The sequence below is a fragment of the Fictibacillus enclensis genome (assembly GCF_030123385.1).
In the GTDB taxonomy this organism is placed as follows: domain Bacteria; phylum Bacillota; class Bacilli; order Bacillales; family Fictibacillaceae; genus Fictibacillus_C; species Fictibacillus_C enclensis.
On sequence record NZ_CP126109.1, the window covers coordinates 1822209 to 1838340 of the forward strand.

The window sequence follows — 16132 nt, forward strand, 5'->3', positions numbered from 1 at the left end:
CAATTTTATGTATAAAAATTCAATGAAATAAATGTATATGCAAAGGAGAAGAAACGATGAAAGGATATTTGCAGCTTTCCAACGGTGAAAGCTTTGAAGGACAATGGCACGGAACACCGCAGTGTACGAGCGGAGAAGTGGTGTTTTTTACAGGAATGACCGGCTATCAGGAAGTGTTGAGCGATCCTTCCTATCACGGACAAATCGTAGTGTTTGCTTATCCACTGATAGGCAACTATGGAATTAATGGAGAGGATTTTGAATCCATTGTTCCCCAGCCGGCAGGTGTGATCACGTGTGCCGCAGATGAAACAGGCCATCACTATCAGTCACTTGAACCTTTATCGGCATTGCTTAATAAGCATGGCATTCCGCTGATCAGTGATGTGGATACCCGTTCACTCATCAAGCTGATCCGTGCAGAAGGCGACATGAAGGGGGTACTTTCATCCAGCCTGCAGCATATCGAGCAGTATAAAGAAAAGAAAGGCGTGCAGGGCAAACTGGTAAAAGAGGTTTCTGTTCAGGAAGCTGAGACACATGGCAAAGGCAAATACCATATTGTTCTTCTTGATTTTGGTTATAAAAAATCCATTGTGGAGGCACTTGTAGAAAATGGATGCAAAGTAACGATTGTCCCATTTGATGAGAAAGAAGAAGTCATTCATAAATTAAAACCAGATGGCCTGCTGTTCTCCAACGGCCCTGGAAATCCGAAAGAACTCGCTCCCTACATGCCGGTATACCGAAGGCTCGCCGAACTTTATCCTTCCTTTGGTATTTGTCTCGGACATCAGCTGTTGGCACTTGCATTCGGGGGGAATACCCAAAAATTGAAATTCGGCCACAGAGGGGCAAATCATCCGGTTATTAATCTTAAAACAAACAAAGTGGCGATGAGCTCTCAGAACCATGGCTATGTCGTGGAAGAGGGAAGCCTCATTTCTACGGGTTTTCATGTTCTTTATAAAAATATTAATGATGGAAGCGTGGAAGGAATGTATCACGATACCTATCCTGTTGTGACCACCCAATTTCATCCCGAAGCGAATCCCGGACCAGAAGATCATGCCCATTTGTTTTCCAGTTTTCTTGAATTAATTCGTGAAAAGAGGAGCGAGAAGATTTATGCCTAAGCATCAAGAGATTCATAGTGTCCTGGTCATTGGATCAGGGCCAATCGTCATCGGCCAGGCCGCTGAATTTGACTATGCAGGAACCCAGGCCTGCGCTGCGCTGAAAGAAGAAGGAATTCACGTCATTCTTGTAAATAACAACCCGGCTACTATTATGACGGATGAAACGTATGCCGATAAAGTCTATTTTGAACCCATGACTGCCGAATCAGTGGCCAACATTATTAAAAAAGAAAAGCCCGATGGACTTTTGGCATCAGTGGGAGGCCAGACCGGACTCAACCTTGCCATGGAACTTCAAAAAAGCGGCGTTCTTGAAGAACATAATGTGACTCTCCTGGGAACAAATCTGGACTCCATTACAAAAGCAGAAGACCGTGAATGCTTCAGGTCACTCATGCACGAACTGAATGAGCCTGTACCGGACAGCCAAATTGTAACGACACCACAGGAAGCCATTGATTTTGCAATGGAGATCGGGTATCCGGTAATCGTGCGCCCGGCCTACACGTTGGGGGGCTTTGGCGGTGGAACCGCTCAAACGGAGGAAGATCTGACCGTTATCATCAAAAAAGGACTTTCAGCAAGCCCCATTTCCCAGTGCCTGGTTGAAAAAAGCATTGCAGGCTACAAAGAGATCGAATATGAGGTGGTCAGGGATGCCAATGATACATGCATAACGATTTGCAACATGGAAAACATTGATCCGGTTGGCATACATACCGGTGATTCTCTTGTGGTGGCGCCAAGCCAGACGATGACAGATCAGGAATACCATATGCTGCGTTCATCAGCGATAAAAATCATCCGCGCACTCGGAATTATTGGCGGATGTAATATCCAGTTTGCCCTGGATCCTGAAAGCAAGCAATACTATCTGATTGAGGTTAACCCGCGCCTCAGCCGATCTTCTGCTCTTGCATCAAAAGCAACAGGCTATCCAATCGCCAAGATTGCTGCCAAATTGAGCGTGGGATATCACCTTCATGAACTGAAAAATCCGGTAACCGGCACGACCTATGCAAGCTTTGAACCGGCTCTTGATTACATTACCGTTAAAATGCCGCGCTGGCCTTTTGATAAGTTCCCGGAAGCAGAAAGAAAGCTCGGAACACAAATGAAAGCAACAGGCGAAGTCATGGCAATCGAAAGAAACCTTGAAGCAGCCCTCCAAAAGGCCGTCCGCTCGCTGGAGCTGGATACAGAAGGCTTCTTCCTTAAAGAATTGACGGCTTGGGATACTCCGGAGCTGAAAAACCTTCTCATTCAAGCCGATGACCGCAGATTTTTTGCGATTATGGAGCTGCTCAACCGGGGAGTGGCAGTGGAAGAGGTACATGAGCTCACGCAGATCAATACGTTTTTTCTTTATGCATTTAAAAAACTGGTGGATCTTTATCAGGAAATCCAGTCCAGCTCTATCGCTGCTGCTGAAAAAAAGCAGATATCCGCATGGAAAAAAGCCGGATTCACTGATCAAGCTCTCGCCAAGGGGTGGAGCGTAACCGAGGAGAAGGTCAGAGAAATAAGGAAAGCGGCTGGAATTGTTCCTACCTATAAAATGGTGGATACCTGTGCTGCCGAGTTCATGGCTAACACTTCTTATTACTATTCCAGTTGGAGCGGGACAAACGACAAGACTCCGAGCAATAAGGAGAAGATCGCTGTTATCGGGTCAGGTCCGATTCGAATCGGCCAAGGTGTAGAATTCGATTACTGCTGTGTACATGGTGTCCTTGCCCTGCAAGAGGCAGGATTTGAAACTATACTGATCAATAATAATCCTGAAACAGTGAGTACGGATTTCGAAGTCGCGGATGCGCTGTACTTTGAACCGCTCTCTTTCGAAGATATTATGAACGTTTTAGAATTTGAAGGAGCACAAAAAGTGATTCTTCAGTTTGGCGGACAAACCGCGATCAACGTGGCAAAACAGCTCGAGGAAGCCGGTATTGAAGTACTGGGCTCCAAAGCGGACCTGATTGACGAAATGGAAAACCGTGAACGTTTTTATGGTTTCCTGAAAAACGTGAATATACCGCATGTTCCTGGAGAAACAGCTTTTGACTTCCAAGAGGTTCTGAATTGCGGGATGAACATTGGATACCCCGTGCTGCTTAGACCTTCCTATGTAATTGGAGGGAAAGGGATGGTCATCGTTAAGAACGAGGAAGAGCTGAAAACGTATCTCGCCCAGCATACAATCGAGTATCCGGTGCTGGTGGACCGTTACATTTCCGGTAAGGAAGCAGAGGTGGATGTTCTTTCAGATGGGACCCATGCATTTATCCCGGGAATCTTCGAGCATATTGAACCTGCAGGCGTTCATTCAGGCGACAGTACAGCGATTACTCCGCCGGTAAGTTTAGAACCCGGCATCATCGACGTTATCGTTTCTTATTCAAAGAAAATTGCGGCTTCCATGGAATTCAAAGGCGTATACAATATTCAATTTGTCATTAATGGACCTGATGTTTTTGTGCTGGAGATCAATCCACGGGCTTCCCGTACAGCACCGATTTTTAATAAAATCTCGGGTGTGAATATCATTCAGGCTGCGGTTCATGCCATGCTGGATAAAACCCTTGTGGAACAGGGAATACACGCCGGTCTGCATGAAAGCCATTTTACAGCAGTAAAAGCGCCTGTTTATTCCAACATAAAACTTCCAGGATTGTCACCAAAAGGAGCACCGATTATGCGTTCAACCGGGGAGGTTCTTGGAACGGGAAGAAGCATTGAGGAGGCGGTGCAAAAAGTGCTTACTGGCACCAATCCGACAGCAAGAACGGGCGAAGGTGGCCATCCTGTCAGTCTTTATGCAGATGTAAACAAGGACGTACTGACACTTAACGAGACAAAAATCCTTCAAAGCTGGAAAAACAAAGGGGTTACCATCATCCATCCGGAGGAGCTCTCTTTTGAAGAATGGGTGTCAACCAGAGAGAACGGCATTTATTTTTCCGAAGGCAAGGATGAAGAGGCACTGGTTAGATTGAAAAAAGCCAGTCTTTCAGGAAAATACGTCTTTACTCAATGGGAAACATGCGCCTTTTATCTTTATGGGCTTGTACAGGCGACGGATCAGGTTTTTCATATTAAAGAAATTCAGGATAGAAAGGAAGTTCGACTATGAATCCGGTAATTACTCACAAAGAAATCAGTTTGAAAGGAAAGCATCTCCTTACCCTGGCAGATTGGACTTCAGAAGAAATTGAGCAGATCCTGAACTATGCCATTCAGCTGAAAAAGGAAAAGCAGCCAAAACAGCTGCTGGCAGGCAAAACACTGGGCATGATTTTCGAAAAATCATCAACGAGAACGAGAGTTTCATTTGAGGTGGGAATGCTGCAGCTCGGAGGCCATGCTCTTCATCTCAGCTCGCGAGATATTCAGATGGGAAGAGGAGAATCAATTGCGGATACGGCAAAAGTACTCTCTCGTTATCTGGATGGCATAATGATCCGAACGTTTCAACATGAAATTGTGGAAGAGCTGGCAGCGCACGCAGATATTCCTGTGATTAACGGCCTCACTGATGATTATCATCCATGCCAGGTACTTGCAGATTTAATGACCATTCTGGAATACAAAAAATCATTTGCGGGTAAAAAGCTCGCATATGTGGGAGACGGAAACAACATGGCCCACTCACTCATGATTGGTTCTGCAAAGGTAGGGCTCAACTGCACAATCATTACGCCAGAGAACTACGAACCGAAACAAGAGATTGTTCTAAAAGCCAAAGAAATTGCCCAAAAAACAGGTGCGGAAATTGTCGTTACTCACGATTTGAAGGACGGTATCTGTAATGCAGATGCAGTTTATACCGATGTTTGGGCAAGCATGGGCTGGGAAGACGAAGCCAATGAACGTATATCCGCTTTTCAGGATTATCAGGTAAACCAGAAGGTACTTGCACTAGCCAAACCGGATTATATCTTTATGCATTGCTTACCTGCACACCGCGGGGAAGAAGTGACAGCTGATGTAATTGACGGGCCAAATTCAGTCGTTTTTGATGAAGCGGAAAACCGTCTCCATGTTCAAAAAGCGCTAATGGCATCTGTCATGTAAGGGGATGAACACATTGGGGCTGGGTGAATAACATGAGTTAGTAAGGAGGTGCCCCATGTTTAACAATCAAAATCCTTATTATACTCAGCAGCAAGGCCAACAGCAGCAAACAGGCTATCAACAGCAAGGCTTTCAGCAGCAAGCCTACCCCAACCCGCAAATGATAAAAAAAATGCAGAAGCTGTGCCGGAAAAATATTCAGCATTTTGTTTCAGTCACCTTGCTGGATGGCAGCATGTACGATGGATTTATTGAATTTATGGACGGTCAGAATATTTATTTTGCTTCTCCCATCGTGGACGAGGGGCAGAACAGTGAAAGAGATAACAGTGATACGGAACTGGATTACCCTTATTATGGTTTTGTACAGCCGGTCAGAAGCTATGAGATCGAACGGTTTATCATTCCTTTATCCAATCTGGGGAACGTGATGCCGGTTACGTATTACTAAAACAGAAAGACTTTTGCCAGCCGTAATGGCTGGTTTTTTTATGCCTAATTGGGCATAGTAAAATACAAAAATGTTAAAGGGGTGATCAAATGGGGCAGTCTCATCAATTCAAGCATGGACAAAAAGCGCCGAACAATGGCATTTATGTAGAAATCGGGGAAACGGGCAGCATGGTAAACGATCCAAAGGAAGTTAAGCTTAGCGCAGGCGATTCCTTTCCCGAGAATTCCAACCATAACCGGGTTTGGACCTATAAGCGCAAGCCATAAGGCAGAGAAAAAAAAGGACCTGTTTCAGGCCCTTTTTTCTCTGGTTTGAAATTCTTCTTTTACATCCTGCAGGAGATGGGGATCTGTTAACAGATCATATCCGGTCAGTGCCAGTGCTTTAGCGCCGGTCAGCATGGCGTTATATCCCTGCTCCGAATTGGCAGCATCACAAAACTCGGTTGTATGCAGATTATGAGAAGCATCGGTTATTTTGATGTAAGGATGAACAGCAGGAACCACCTGGCTTACATTTCCCAGGTCAAGAGATCCGTGGTCATTTCCAGTCTCAATTTCCTCTACGGGAATGCCTAACGATGCAAGATTTTTTGTAAACGAATCTGACAGGGATTCATTGGTGAGCAAGTTGGCGTAGCCAAGCTCGTAATGGGTTGCTTCCCATTCACACCCTGTACTAAGTGCTGCCCCTGCGGCACAGTCCTTTACTCGGCGGACGAGATCAGGAAGCTGTTCAACGGTAGCTGCCCGTACATAAAACCGTGCCTGGGTTTTATCAGGAATAACATTGGGAACATTTCCTCCGGCTGTAATAACGCCGTGGATTCGTACATCAGGAGTCATTTGCTGCCGGAGCGCATTGACACTGTTAAACAAGGCGATCACCGCGTCGAGAGCGTTGATTCCTTCATGCGGGGAAGCAGCTGCATGCGCTGATTTTCCTTTAAAATCAAATTGCAATGCCTCCATGGCCATGCTTGAGCCGCTTCGTTCAAACGCCTTGTAAGGATGACACATCAGCGCTGCATCCACACGGTCAAAGTAGCCCTTTTCCGCCAAATGAACTTTCGCTCCCCCTGTCTCTTCTGCAGGCGTTCCGTAGACAAGAACTTTGCCACCGGTTTCCTTGATCACTGTGCTTACTGCAATTCCTGCAGCCGTACTCATGGTACCGATCAAGTTATGTCCGCATGCATGATTAATCTCGGGCAAGGCATCATATTCAGCCAGGTAGCTGATCACAGGGCCGGGTATTCCGCTGTTATAGGTTGCAATAAATGCCGTTTCCATCCCCTCAATGTTACGCTCTACTTCAAATCCAAAGTGTTCCAGGGTTTCAATAAGTTTAGCGGAGGACTTTATTTCTTCATAGCCGAGCTCGGGATGATTCCAGATGTATCGTGCAACTTCTTTAAAAAGTGGATATTGTTCATCGAGGAATGCTGTTAGTACCTCTTTCATGGTTGATAACCTCCTATATGATGAAAAAAAGCCCTTCACAGAGTGTGAGGGGCTGCTTTTTTTTATTCTGCCGTTTCTGCTTCAGCGGGAAGTACGGCACCAATGATGATGACAAATACGGCAAATACTACACCGAAAACAGATGCCGTAGAAAATGTTGCAGAGTCATATTTTCCGCCCTGCATCGATTCCAGTACGTAAAAAGCCATATTGCTAAGTAGTAAAGACCAGATGATTGTCCAGATATAACGCATTTTGTTCACCTCAACTTTATGTAAACGACTTCTTCTTCTGATATAGTAACAAAAAATAAAGATTTTGTCTTTAAATCTTTAAGGAAATCACCCGAGAATAGGCATATCCCTTCTCCAGTTTCACAAAACGGACATAGTATAAGTAAGAAAATATTGGATGAGGGGAGAAAAGTGAGCATCGAAGAGAGGATTTTCAGCTTAGATGGACAATGGAATACGATACATCTTCCTGAACAGCCAAACGGTTTTGCAGTAATGATATTTGGCGATTGCAATCATTTTGTAGATCAACAGTCAAGTTTGTGGAAACAAAACAAGGACCGGTTTGAACTTATTCAAACGCTCAAGCAAAAAGGCTACACCGTATTTTATTCCAATCTATATGGAAGAAATTGGGGCAACCAGGATGCGGTATCCCTGGCAAGAAGAGTTTACCGTTATGTTATAAAATATGAAATTCTTAATCCGTCTATTCATATTTTAGCGGAGGGTATGGGTGCGCTCACCGCACTGGATTTTATCAATGACATGGAAGGATCCATCCGTTCTGCGGTTTTCCTTAATCCATGCCTGAATCTCAAAAGCCATTTTCAGCAGGAGAAAAAGAACAAATTATTTTTAAAAAGAGTTCGTAAAGAAATTAGCCAGGCCTACGGGATTAAGGAAGAAAATATGGACGAATTTTTAGAGAAAACGGTAACGCGTTTTACCTTAAAACATGAGGTGCCGGTTAAAATTTTTCATGATGCAACAGGCACTGTTTATCCATTTGAAATTCACAGCCGGCCATTTGAAGCATCCTGCCTTGAAAAGGGATATGCTGTTTCCCTGACCATACAAATGGCCAGTAAAAGTCTGGGGAATTTTCAGGCTGTGCCTCGGTTTTTCAGTTTATATGAATCCATCCTGTAGCAACCTGCTGCAGGATTTTTTGTGAAAATTGATTGAGATGCATACTCAGCGGGTTGAACAATACGATATAGAGAGAGAAAAAGAACGGAGGAGCATTTGATGAAACGTGCTGTTGTTACAGGAGCTGCAGGATTTATTGGCTCACATCTATGCACAAAGCTGCTGGAAGATGAGATTGAAGTAATTGGAATTGATTCGGCCCGATCCACAGAAAAGCTGGATTATATCGGCCGTCATGCAAATTTTGAACTTATCAATGAGCCCATGGAACAACTGAATTTAAAGAAAATCATTAAAAAAGCCGATACCGTCTTTCATCTCGCATGCGGTATCCATTCAAATGAAGCATGGAATGACATAGAAAATAAGGTGAAGCAGCATATCCAATCCACCAGGAGTCTGATCCAGGCAATACCTTCGAAATCAGTCAAACTCATCTATGCGTCATCCTATGATGTGTATGGAAAAAAAACAGGAAAAGTGACAGAAACCTCTACAACCAATCCTGAAACCTTATTTGGCCTCATCAAGCTGACAGAAGAAAATTATATTCGTATGGCAGCAGCAAACCATCCAGTTTCCTACGTTATTCTTCGCTTTCCCACGATATATGGTCCCTGGCAGCCAGCTGAAATGACTTTTCAACAAATCATCAATGTTAACGAACAGGAACGGGACACCATGAACATTAAAAAAGATTCTATAACCGAGGACGCCATTTATGTGGACGATGCCGTACGTGCATTATGCCTGGCAGCAGAAAAAGGAGAAAAACGGACGATTTATAATATAGGAAGCGGTACAAACGGTGAATGGAGCAAGGGGTTAAAACTTCTCTCCATAAAAGAAGAAGACTTTCCAAAGGAAAAGAGGAACATGGTGGTTGTCGGTGAAAAAGCTCAGCAGGAATTAGGGTTTCAATTGGATGTCCACATTGAAGAGGGGTTAAAAAGACAAATACAGCATACCAGGCAATGGAGAAAGAATGAAGGATGAAAAAAGGGAAATTATGTTTCCCTTTTTTTTATTTCTTCTATTATACTAGTTTAGGGGGTTAACCAGGATGAAAGAATGGGATGTGAACGTGAACCGTGAAGATCTTACAAGGGCTGTTGGTCGCATGTCTGCTGGCCGCGCTGACTGGATGTCAGGAAAAAAGGGAAGGAAACCTTAAAAATGCAGGGCTCCTTGTCCAGGATACCATTAATGATCAAGGCTGGGCGGACCAAGGATACAAAGGCCTGATCAAGATCCAGGATACATACGGAAACGAAGTAGTATATAAAGAACAGATGCAAATGAAAGCTGAAGTTAAGCAGGCGGTTAAAGAATTTCAAAAGGATGATGTAAACCTTGTTTTTGGCCACGGGAAAATTTATGCCGATCTATTCAGTCAGATCAGCAAGGATTATCCGAAGATGCATTTTGTGAGCTTTAATGGCGATGTGACAGGTGAAAATACGACAAGCATTCATTTTAAATCGTACGCGATGGGTTTTTTTGCCGGCATGGTTGCCGCAAAAATGAGCCACTCCAACCACCTGGGTGTGATCGCCGCTCAGGAATGGCAGCCTGAAATCAAAGGATTTGCCGAGGGAGCCCATTTTCAAAAAAAGGATATCACCGTCGAGACCGAAGTGATGCACAGCTGGAGCGATAAGGATCGGGCCATTGCTTCATTTAAGCGGATGGCTGCTAATGGTTCAGATGTTTTTTATCCAACTGGTGACGGTTATACTGTACCGGTAATTGAAGAAGTAAAAAAGAAGGCATTATATGCCATCGGATATGTAACGGATCAATCAGATTTAGGCCGTGCTACGGTATTGACAAGCACGGTGCAAAACGTAGAATATGTATATAAATCTGTTGCTGGACAGCTTGATGCTGGAAAGCTTAAGACCGGAAATCTTCAATATGGTTTCAAGGAAAAAGCCATTACAATGGGCCGTTTCAGTCCCCGGGTGCCTTATGCTTTTCAGAAAAAGATCAGTAAGGACATTGAAGAGTATAAAAAAACCGGAAAACTCCCCAACGGAAAATACAGTCGAGAACAAACTCAGGAGGAAGTCCAATGAATCAGGAATTGAACATGCAGTTTATGCAAATTGCCATGAAGCATCTGCCAGAAGGAAAAGAGCTTTTGGAGAAAAAAGGAGTAGAATTGTCCATGGAGGATATCCAGCCCATGCTGAATCTTCTTCTGAAAGTCATGAACGATGCTTATGAACTTGGAAAACAAAATCAAGAATAACGTTTGTCAGTAAAGTAAAAGAGCCAACTTCTGGTGTTGGCTCTTTTACTTTTTCCTGAAAGCTGTAAACAGAGGGGAAACTTGCTGTGCAACTTTCACGGTCTGGTCGATGACAGCCATCAGTTTATTGTAATCAAAGTTTCCATCATTCGTCCTGAAGGCGCTGATTAAAGGATTCGGCCGGGGAAAAGGCTGACGGTAGGCCATTGGGATAAAAGGCGGCTCGCTGGGTGGCGGCTGCTGTTCCCTTGTTTGCCGAGGCGGTGGAAATGGGTGTCTGGCTTGCATGGCCGATCTTTGCCGCATCGGGGAAGGAGGCCCATAGCGAGGAAAATTCACATGTACCACTCCTGTATTCAGACTGATAAGCTCTCTATAGAATATGTCTGTATGAATAGATGGTGTGTTGTCCCATGTAATCAGCATACTGGACAAAAAATGAAATATAAATTAAAATTAGTACCAGGTCTTAAAAATTGATACTAAACCAAATGCAGAAAGAAACAACATAAAAATAAGAATAAAGGGGTAATAACATGAATGCTGGAATAATAGGTTTAGGTGCTTATGTCCCTGAAAAAGTGTTAACCAATTTTGATCTTGAAAAAATGGTGGACACCAGCGATGAATGGATTCGCACCCGTACTGGAATAGAAGAGCGAAGAATTGCGGCAGACGATGTTAATACATCACATATGTCAGAACAGGCAGCAAGGGAAGCATTGGAAAATGCCGGTCTGAGTGCAGAAGAGCTTGATCTAATCATTGTTGCCACTGTAACTCCTGACTCCCCATTCCCTTCTGTAGCCTGTTTAATTCAGGAACGGTTGGGCGCAGTTCATGCTGTAGCAATGGATATTAGTGCAGCATGTTCAGGATTTATGTATGGCATGGTGATGGCCAAACAATTTATTGAATCGAATACCTATAAAAATGTATTGGTGGTTGGCGCTGAAAAGCTGTCTAAGATTACCGATTGGAATGACAGAAATACAGCTGTATTATTTGGTGATGGAGCAGGAGCTGCAGTTATGTCCAGAGTATCTGAAGGAAGAGGAATTCTGTCCTTTGAACTGGGGTCTGACGGCAGAGGCGCAAAACATCTGTACCAGGATAAGTACCTTCATATGAATGGTCGCGAGGTATTTAAATTTGCGGTACGCCAAATGGGTGAATCCTCCATGAATGTGGTTGAAAAGGCAGGATTGACAAAAGATGATGTTGATTACCTTATCCCTCATCAGGCCAACATCCGCATCATGGAAGCATCTCGTGAGCGGTTGGAGCTGCCTAAGGAAAAAATGGCAGTAACCGTTAATAAATATGGAAACACATCATCTGCTTCCATTCCAATGGCTATTTCTGATGCCTTAAAAAATGGTAAGATAAAAGATGATGACTTGCTGGTCCTCGTTGGATTTGGCGGCGGCCTGACATGGGGTGCCGTTGCGCTCCGGTGGGGAAGATAGAAGTAAAAGCTGACTATTCTTCAAAGGAGAGTTGTATTAACAATGAAAAGACGCGTAGTAATCACAGGAATGGGAGCCATTTCTCCCCTTGGAAATAGTGTAGAAGAAACCTGGAACCGAATTATTGCCGGTGAATCAGGTGTTGGCCCGTTAACTCGCAGGGATCCGGAAAAATTCCCGGTAAAAGTTGCTGCAGAAGCAACAGAATTTGATCCTCATGAATATATGGACCGTAAAGAAGCGAGAAAAATGGACCGCTTCACTCAATTTGCCATCGCTGCGTCAAAAATGGCGGTAGCCGATGCCGAGCTTGATATTACGGATGAAATCGCCCCTCGTGTAGGTGTGTGGATCGGTTCCGGTATTGGCGGCATGGATACGCATGAAGAGCAATTCCGCATTTTTGAGAAAAAGGGATACCGCAGGGTCAGCCCGTTTTTCGTACCGATGATGATTCCCGATATGGCGGCAGGCCAGGTTTCCATCATGCTTGGCGCTAAAGGAATGAACTCTTGTACTGTAACAGCGTGTGCTTCAGGGGCCAACTCTATTGGCGATGCATTTAAAGTCATTCAGCGTGGAGATGCGGACGCCATGATTTGCGGAGGAACGGAAGCTCCAATTACCGATATGGCGCTTGCCGGCTTCTGTCAGGCTGGAGCATTGTCCTATAATGACGATCCTGCCACTGCAAGCCGTCCGTTTGATGCAAACCGCAGCGGGTTTGTCATTGGCGAGGGTGCAGGAATCCTGGTTCTTGAAGACCTTGAATTTGCAAAAAAACGCGGAGCCAGAATTTATGCTGAAATCGTGGGTTATGCCGGAACAGGAGATGCATACCACATTACGGCACCAGCTCCTGGCGGGGAAGGCGGCGTTCGTGCGATGACTCAGGCTGTACAGGACAGCGGAATGGCACCTGAAGAAATCGACTATATCAACGCTCACGGAACGAGCACTGATTATAATGACAAGTTTGAAACGATGGCCATCAAGGAAGTCTTTGGTGATCATGCACGCAAACTAGCTGTAAGCTCCACTAAATCCATGACAGGCCATCTGTTAGGAGCAGCAGGTGGAATCGAAGCGATTTTCTCAGTAAAATCCATTCAGGATGGAATTATTCCACCTACGATCAATTATGAAACACCAGATCCTGAGTGTGATTTGGACTATGTACCAAATGAAGCCAGAAAAGCGGAAGTGAATACTGTTTTAAGTAATTCCTTGGGCTTTGGCGGGCATAATGCAACCTTGATCTTTAAAAAATACAGCGAGTAAGAGTAAAAAGATGGTTGATCGCAATCAGCCATCTTTTTTTATTTGCTCTAGATAATTCTTCTTACAAAAGAATATTTTGGACAACCTCTGACTATACTGTTTTTAACTAAATCGGTAAGTGAGGGGTAGCAAATGTTATATTTACGAGATGTTTGGGTGAATTGGTTTGAAGGTGAAGAAAATGGCTATAACGTTTGTGAGTTTCATGAGTGGAGGAAGGACGATTTCATCGAGCTTTTGGATCAGGTGCCAATCGTTAAATTAGAGTCTTCACTGTTTCACTACATCGAAAACGAACTCAGCGATCTTCCAGACTCCCTTTTAGATGAAGTACACCAGAAAGCATACGTAAGGAAAAACAACCAGAGAGTTCAACTGGACCATTGCTTTATAATCACTGATGAAAAGAAAACCATGGTGATAGATACAATGGGCTACCGTATTCCCATCCGAAAAAGCAGGCTGATCCCAAGGCAGGAACAGCTCGTGTATGAAATGGCAGAGCAGATGGAGACCGTTTCCTACACATTTACTCCGGATATAAAAGAAAAAGAGCATCATATTCTTTCGCCTGAACCGGTTGTGATGAGAGGACTCACAAGAAAGGAACGGCAGCTGAAGCAGCTTTTGTTCATGTTGCTCGACCAGCTGCATACGACACAGAATGTGGCTGAGGTGAGATACTGGTATACCGAGTGGATGCCAGAAGAGTATATGAAAATTCAATCGATGGAATTTGAAGAAGCATGGGCAGCATTGTATTCGGAAATCAAGGACGGCTGGAGCAATCATCATTACGCCATTTGCGAACGGCTTGTAAAAGGTCAGCCCTACTTTGAAAAGATTTGGGAACTCGAAAATGGAACACATGTAAACTGAGTAAAGAAAGGAGGCTCTTAAAGAGTCTCCTTTTTGAGTCCTGCTTTTGAAAAATCACTTGTGCACGAAAAAACCTCCGCTTCATGCGGAGGCTTTCTTCTGTTATAAACGTTTTCTGGCCAATCCCATGGCACGTTCCGCTTTGTTCAGCATTTTGTTTGCTACGCGATTCGCTTTTTCGGCTCCGTGATCCAGGATATGATCAAGCTCTTCAGATTCGATCAAACTGTAATAGCGTTCCTGGATTGGCTTTAAGCGGCCGACGACTGCTCTTGCTGCTCCTTCTTTAAAATCTCCGTAACCTTTCCCTTCATACTTTCTTTCCAGTTCCTCGATGGATTCGCCTGAGCATAGTGAGTAGATGGTTAATAGGTTGGAAATGCCGGGTTTGTTTTCTTTATCATATTTTACAACACCATCGGAATCCGTAGTGGCACGTTTGATTTTTTTCGTGATGACCGTTTCATCATCCAAAATAGAAATAAACGCATTCACATTTGCATCAGATTTGCTCATTTTTTTTGTAGGATCAACAAGAGACATAATCCTTGCTCCCACTTTAGGAATGCGCGGCTCCGGAATGGTAAAGATTTCACGGTATTTATGATTGAATCGTTCGGCTAGGTCACGTGTCAGCTCAATGTGCTGCTTTTGATCATCTCCGACAGGAACAAGCTCCGTACCATAAAGGAGAATATCGGCAGCCATGAGCGGCGGGTAGGTCAGTAACCCTGCAGAAACGGCATCCTTGCCTTTGGATTTATCCTTAAATTGCGTCATACGCTCCAGTTCTCCGATGTACGCGACACATTGCAGAACCCATCCCATTTTGGTGTGGGCAGGAACCTCCGATTGGATGAAAAGAGTGGATTTCTCGGGATCGATGCCGACAGCGAGGTACATGGCAGCAAGGCTGCGGCTGTTCTTTTTCAACTGAACCGGATCCTGCGGAACAGTGATGGCATGCTGATTCACCACACAGAAATAACAGTGATTATCCTCTTGATAGTCCACAAAATGCTGCAGGGCCCCCAAATAATTCCCCAATGTTATCGTACCGCTTGGCTGGATACCTGAAAAAATAGTTGCCATAATAAAATTTCTCCTTTTAATAAATTATATACATACAAAAAAGGCCCATTCATCCCGTGAAAAGGGACGAATGGACCGTGGTGCCACCCTTGTTATTCCATAAAAAAAGAATATCTCTAACCCGTACTGTCATACGGCGCCCTTTCTATCGTGCGGACACACACGCCTGTTCCTACTAAACAATGTTCAGACAGGAGCTCAAAAGCCCATTCCATGTTCATTCACTGCCTGTTTCCACCGGCCACAGGCTCTCTGGGAGCTTCAAAAACATGTACTTTTCTTTATCATCGCCTTTAAATATTATTCATTAAGTTAAAAATAGTATATAAAAGTTACAATAGAATTGCAACCAGACTAGAAAAAACAAACAACACAGCTCCGGAACAAAGCAGAGGAAAGACAAAATTGCCAGATACCCGTTCGGACAGGCTGAAGTTTGAGGCTTCTCCCTGGCTCTCTGCGTACTCGGCTGACTTCGAGAATGATTTCATCACTTTTTTGACTGTCTTTGAAAAAAGATCGAAGAATCCGCCCCTAACAACAAATAACACTAAGCCGATCAGGACCAGAGCAAGCCCCACCATAAAAAGGTTGTCCACCACATGAATGAGATGAAGCTTTTTATCCGACAAAAATTCAATGATAAGTGATAGTAAAACAGACCCTGCGGTCAATAGTGCTGAAGCCGAAAAACGTGACATCGATTTACTCCCATCATTTTCAAATTCATAGCTGTATTATTCATTTTACCATGAACATAAGATGCGAGCATACTCCTTTATACCTATCAATTATCCGAACGTTTACGGAAGGAGAGTGCATATAGGTTCAGAGTTGTTAGAAAATATAAATAATGAAGGG

Annotated in this window: 17 protein-coding genes and 1 other annotated feature; of the genes, 12 read left to right on the forward strand and 5 right to left on the reverse strand. The window is 44.0% G+C overall.

Annotation, left to right across the window (positions count from 1 at the left end; genetic code table 11):
• The first annotated feature begins 56 nt into the window (after window positions 1-56).
• The 5 genes from QNH15_RS09760 (at window position 57) to QNH15_RS09780 (ending at window position 5933) form a co-directional block, all read left to right on the forward strand.
• On the forward strand, window positions 57-1136 hold the full coding sequence (locus QNH15_RS09760) for a carbamoyl phosphate synthase small subunit (RefSeq protein ID WP_283894374.1): 1080 nt from the start codon (window positions 57-59) through the stop codon (window positions 1134-1136).
• Entirely contained in the window at window positions 1129-4272 is a 3144-nt protein-coding gene (gene carB, locus QNH15_RS09765; RefSeq protein WP_283894376.1) for a carbamoyl-phosphate synthase (glutamine-hydrolyzing) large subunit, read from the forward strand. The genes QNH15_RS09760 and carB overlap by 8 nt, the downstream gene beginning before the upstream one ends.
• Window positions 4269-5213 (forward strand): ornithine carbamoyltransferase, encoded by a 945-nt coding sequence (gene argF, locus QNH15_RS09770; RefSeq protein WP_283894378.1) that lies wholly within the window; start codon window positions 4269-4271, stop codon window positions 5211-5213. The genes carB and argF overlap by 4 nt, the downstream gene beginning before the upstream one ends.
• A gap of 55 nt (window positions 5214-5268) precedes the next feature.
• Window positions 5269-5664 carry a hypothetical protein gene (locus tag QNH15_RS09775; RefSeq protein ID WP_283894379.1) on the forward strand — a complete coding sequence of 132 codons (396 nt, stop codon included), beginning with the start codon at window positions 5269-5271 and terminating at the stop codon, window positions 5662-5664.
• Window positions 5665-5753: 89 nt separating this feature from the next.
• The gene (locus tag QNH15_RS09780) at window positions 5754-5933 is read left to right on the forward strand and encodes a YjzC family protein (protein ID WP_061968954.1); all 180 of its coding nucleotides are present in this window, start codon (window positions 5754-5756) and stop codon (window positions 5931-5933) included.
• 24 nt (window positions 5934-5957) lie between these two features.
• Here the strand turns inward: QNH15_RS09780 and QNH15_RS09785 are convergent, their stop codons facing one another.
• Both QNH15_RS09785 and QNH15_RS09790 read right to left on the reverse strand, forming a co-directional pair.
• Complete coding sequence (locus QNH15_RS09785) at window positions 5958-7130, reverse strand: M20 family metallopeptidase (protein ID WP_283894381.1); 1173 nt, start codon at window positions 7128-7130, stop codon at window positions 5958-5960.
• A gap of 62 nt (window positions 7131-7192) precedes the next feature.
• Window positions 7193-7384 (reverse strand): YjzD family protein, encoded by a 192-nt coding sequence (locus tag QNH15_RS09790; RefSeq protein ID WP_061968958.1) that lies wholly within the window; start codon window positions 7382-7384, stop codon window positions 7193-7195.
• A gap of 171 nt (window positions 7385-7555) precedes the next feature.
• Here QNH15_RS09790 and QNH15_RS09795 point away from each other — a divergent pair, with 171 nt between their 5' ends.
• From QNH15_RS09795 to QNH15_RS09810, 4 genes are all read left to right on the forward strand, one after another.
• Entirely contained in the window at window positions 7556-8296 is a 741-nt protein-coding gene (locus QNH15_RS09795; protein ID WP_283894382.1) for a hypothetical protein, read from the forward strand.
• A gap of 99 nt (window positions 8297-8395) precedes the next feature.
• On the forward strand, window positions 8396-9292 hold the full coding sequence (locus tag QNH15_RS09800; RefSeq protein WP_283894383.1) for an NAD-dependent epimerase/dehydratase family protein: 897 nt from the start codon (window positions 8396-8398) through the stop codon (window positions 9290-9292).
• Window positions 9293-9387: 95 nt separating this feature from the next.
• The gene (locus tag QNH15_RS09805; protein WP_283894385.1) at window positions 9388-10374 is read left to right on the forward strand and encodes a BMP family ABC transporter substrate-binding protein; all 987 of its coding nucleotides are present in this window, start codon (window positions 9388-9390) and stop codon (window positions 10372-10374) included.
• Window positions 10371-10550 carry a ComZ family protein gene (locus tag QNH15_RS09810; protein ID WP_090232892.1) on the forward strand — a complete coding sequence of 60 codons (180 nt, stop codon included), beginning with the start codon at window positions 10371-10373 and terminating at the stop codon, window positions 10548-10550. Before QNH15_RS09805 ends, QNH15_RS09810 begins: the two co-directional genes overlap by 4 nt.
• 45 nt (window positions 10551-10595) lie before the next feature.
• Here QNH15_RS09810 and QNH15_RS09815 read toward each other — a convergent pair whose 3' ends face one another.
• Window positions 10596-10889, reverse strand: a complete 294-nt coding sequence (locus tag QNH15_RS09815; RefSeq protein ID WP_283894389.1) for a YppG family protein — start codon at window positions 10887-10889, stop codon at window positions 10596-10598.
• A 197-nt stretch (window positions 10890-11086) separates the two neighbouring features.
• Between QNH15_RS09815 and QNH15_RS09820 the strand changes: the two genes are divergently transcribed.
• The 3 genes from QNH15_RS09820 to QNH15_RS09830 all read left to right on the forward strand — a co-directional run bounded on the left by QNH15_RS09820 (window position 11087) and on the right by QNH15_RS09830 (window position 14179).
• On the forward strand, window positions 11087-12019 hold the full coding sequence (locus QNH15_RS09820; protein WP_283894391.1) for a beta-ketoacyl-ACP synthase III: 933 nt from the start codon (window positions 11087-11089) through the stop codon (window positions 12017-12019).
• Between the two features lie 42 nt (window positions 12020-12061).
• A complete protein-coding gene (gene fabF, locus QNH15_RS09825) occupies window positions 12062-13300 on the forward strand; it encodes a beta-ketoacyl-ACP synthase II (protein ID WP_283894393.1) in 1239 nt (412 codons plus the stop codon).
• 132 nt (window positions 13301-13432) lie between these two features.
• On the forward strand, window positions 13433-14179 hold the full coding sequence (locus tag QNH15_RS09830) for a YjbA family protein (protein WP_283894394.1): 747 nt from the start codon (window positions 13433-13435) through the stop codon (window positions 14177-14179).
• Between the two features lie 102 nt (window positions 14180-14281).
• Here the strand turns inward: QNH15_RS09830 and trpS are convergent, their stop codons facing one another.
• Together trpS and QNH15_RS09840 are read right to left on the reverse strand one after the other, a co-directional pair.
• A complete protein-coding gene (gene trpS, locus QNH15_RS09835) occupies window positions 14282-15271 on the reverse strand; it encodes a tryptophan--tRNA ligase (RefSeq protein ID WP_283894395.1) in 990 nt (329 codons plus the stop codon).
• 59 nt (window positions 15272-15330) lie between these two features.
• Window positions 15331-15568: a binding site (T-box leader), on the reverse strand.
• Between the two features lie 35 nt (window positions 15569-15603).
• Entirely contained in the window at window positions 15604-15972 is a 369-nt protein-coding gene (locus QNH15_RS09840; protein ID WP_283894396.1) for a DUF3899 domain-containing protein, read from the reverse strand.
• Window positions 15973-16132: the final 160 nt, after the last annotated feature.

Excerpts from the sequence above, each read along its gene's own strand:
- QNH15_RS09760 (WP_283894374.1), top strand. The coding sequence starts at position 57 with ATGAAAGGATATTTGCAGCTTTCCAACGGTGAAAGCTTTGAAGGACAA.
- carB (WP_283894376.1), top strand. The coding sequence starts at position 1,129 with ATGCCTAAGCATCAAGAGATTCATAGTGTCCTGGTCATTGGATCAGGG.
- argF (WP_283894378.1), top strand. The coding sequence starts at position 4,269 with ATGAATCCGGTAATTACTCACAAAGAAATCAGTTTGAAAGGAAAGCAT.
- QNH15_RS09775 (WP_283894379.1), top strand. The coding sequence starts at position 5,269 with ATGTTTAACAATCAAAATCCTTATTATACTCAGCAGCAAGGCCAACAG.
- QNH15_RS09780 (WP_061968954.1), top strand. The coding sequence starts at position 5,754 with ATGGGGCAGTCTCATCAATTCAAGCATGGACAAAAAGCGCCGAACAAT.
- QNH15_RS09785 (WP_283894381.1), bottom strand. The coding sequence starts at position 7,130 with ATGAAAGAGGTACTAACAGCATTCCTCGATGAACAATATCCACTTTTT.
- QNH15_RS09790 (WP_061968958.1), bottom strand. The coding sequence starts at position 7,384 with ATGCGTTATATCTGGACAATCATCTGGTCTTTACTACTTAGCAATATG.
- QNH15_RS09800 (WP_283894383.1), top strand. The coding sequence starts at position 8,396 with ATGAAACGTGCTGTTGTTACAGGAGCTGCAGGATTTATTGGCTCACAT.
- QNH15_RS09810 (WP_090232892.1), top strand. The coding sequence starts at position 10,371 with ATGAATCAGGAATTGAACATGCAGTTTATGCAAATTGCCATGAAGCAT.
- QNH15_RS09820 (WP_283894391.1), top strand. The coding sequence starts at position 11,087 with ATGAATGCTGGAATAATAGGTTTAGGTGCTTATGTCCCTGAAAAAGTG.
- fabF (WP_283894393.1), top strand. The coding sequence starts at position 12,062 with ATGAAAAGACGCGTAGTAATCACAGGAATGGGAGCCATTTCTCCCCTT.
- QNH15_RS09830 (WP_283894394.1), top strand. The coding sequence starts at position 13,433 with ATGTTATATTTACGAGATGTTTGGGTGAATTGGTTTGAAGGTGAAGAA.
- trpS (WP_283894395.1), bottom strand. The coding sequence starts at position 15,271 with ATGGCAACTATTTTTTCAGGTATCCAGCCAAGCGGTACGATAACATTG.
- QNH15_RS09840 (WP_283894396.1), bottom strand. The coding sequence starts at position 15,972 with ATGTCACGTTTTTCGGCTTCAGCACTATTGACCGCAGGGTCTGTTTTA.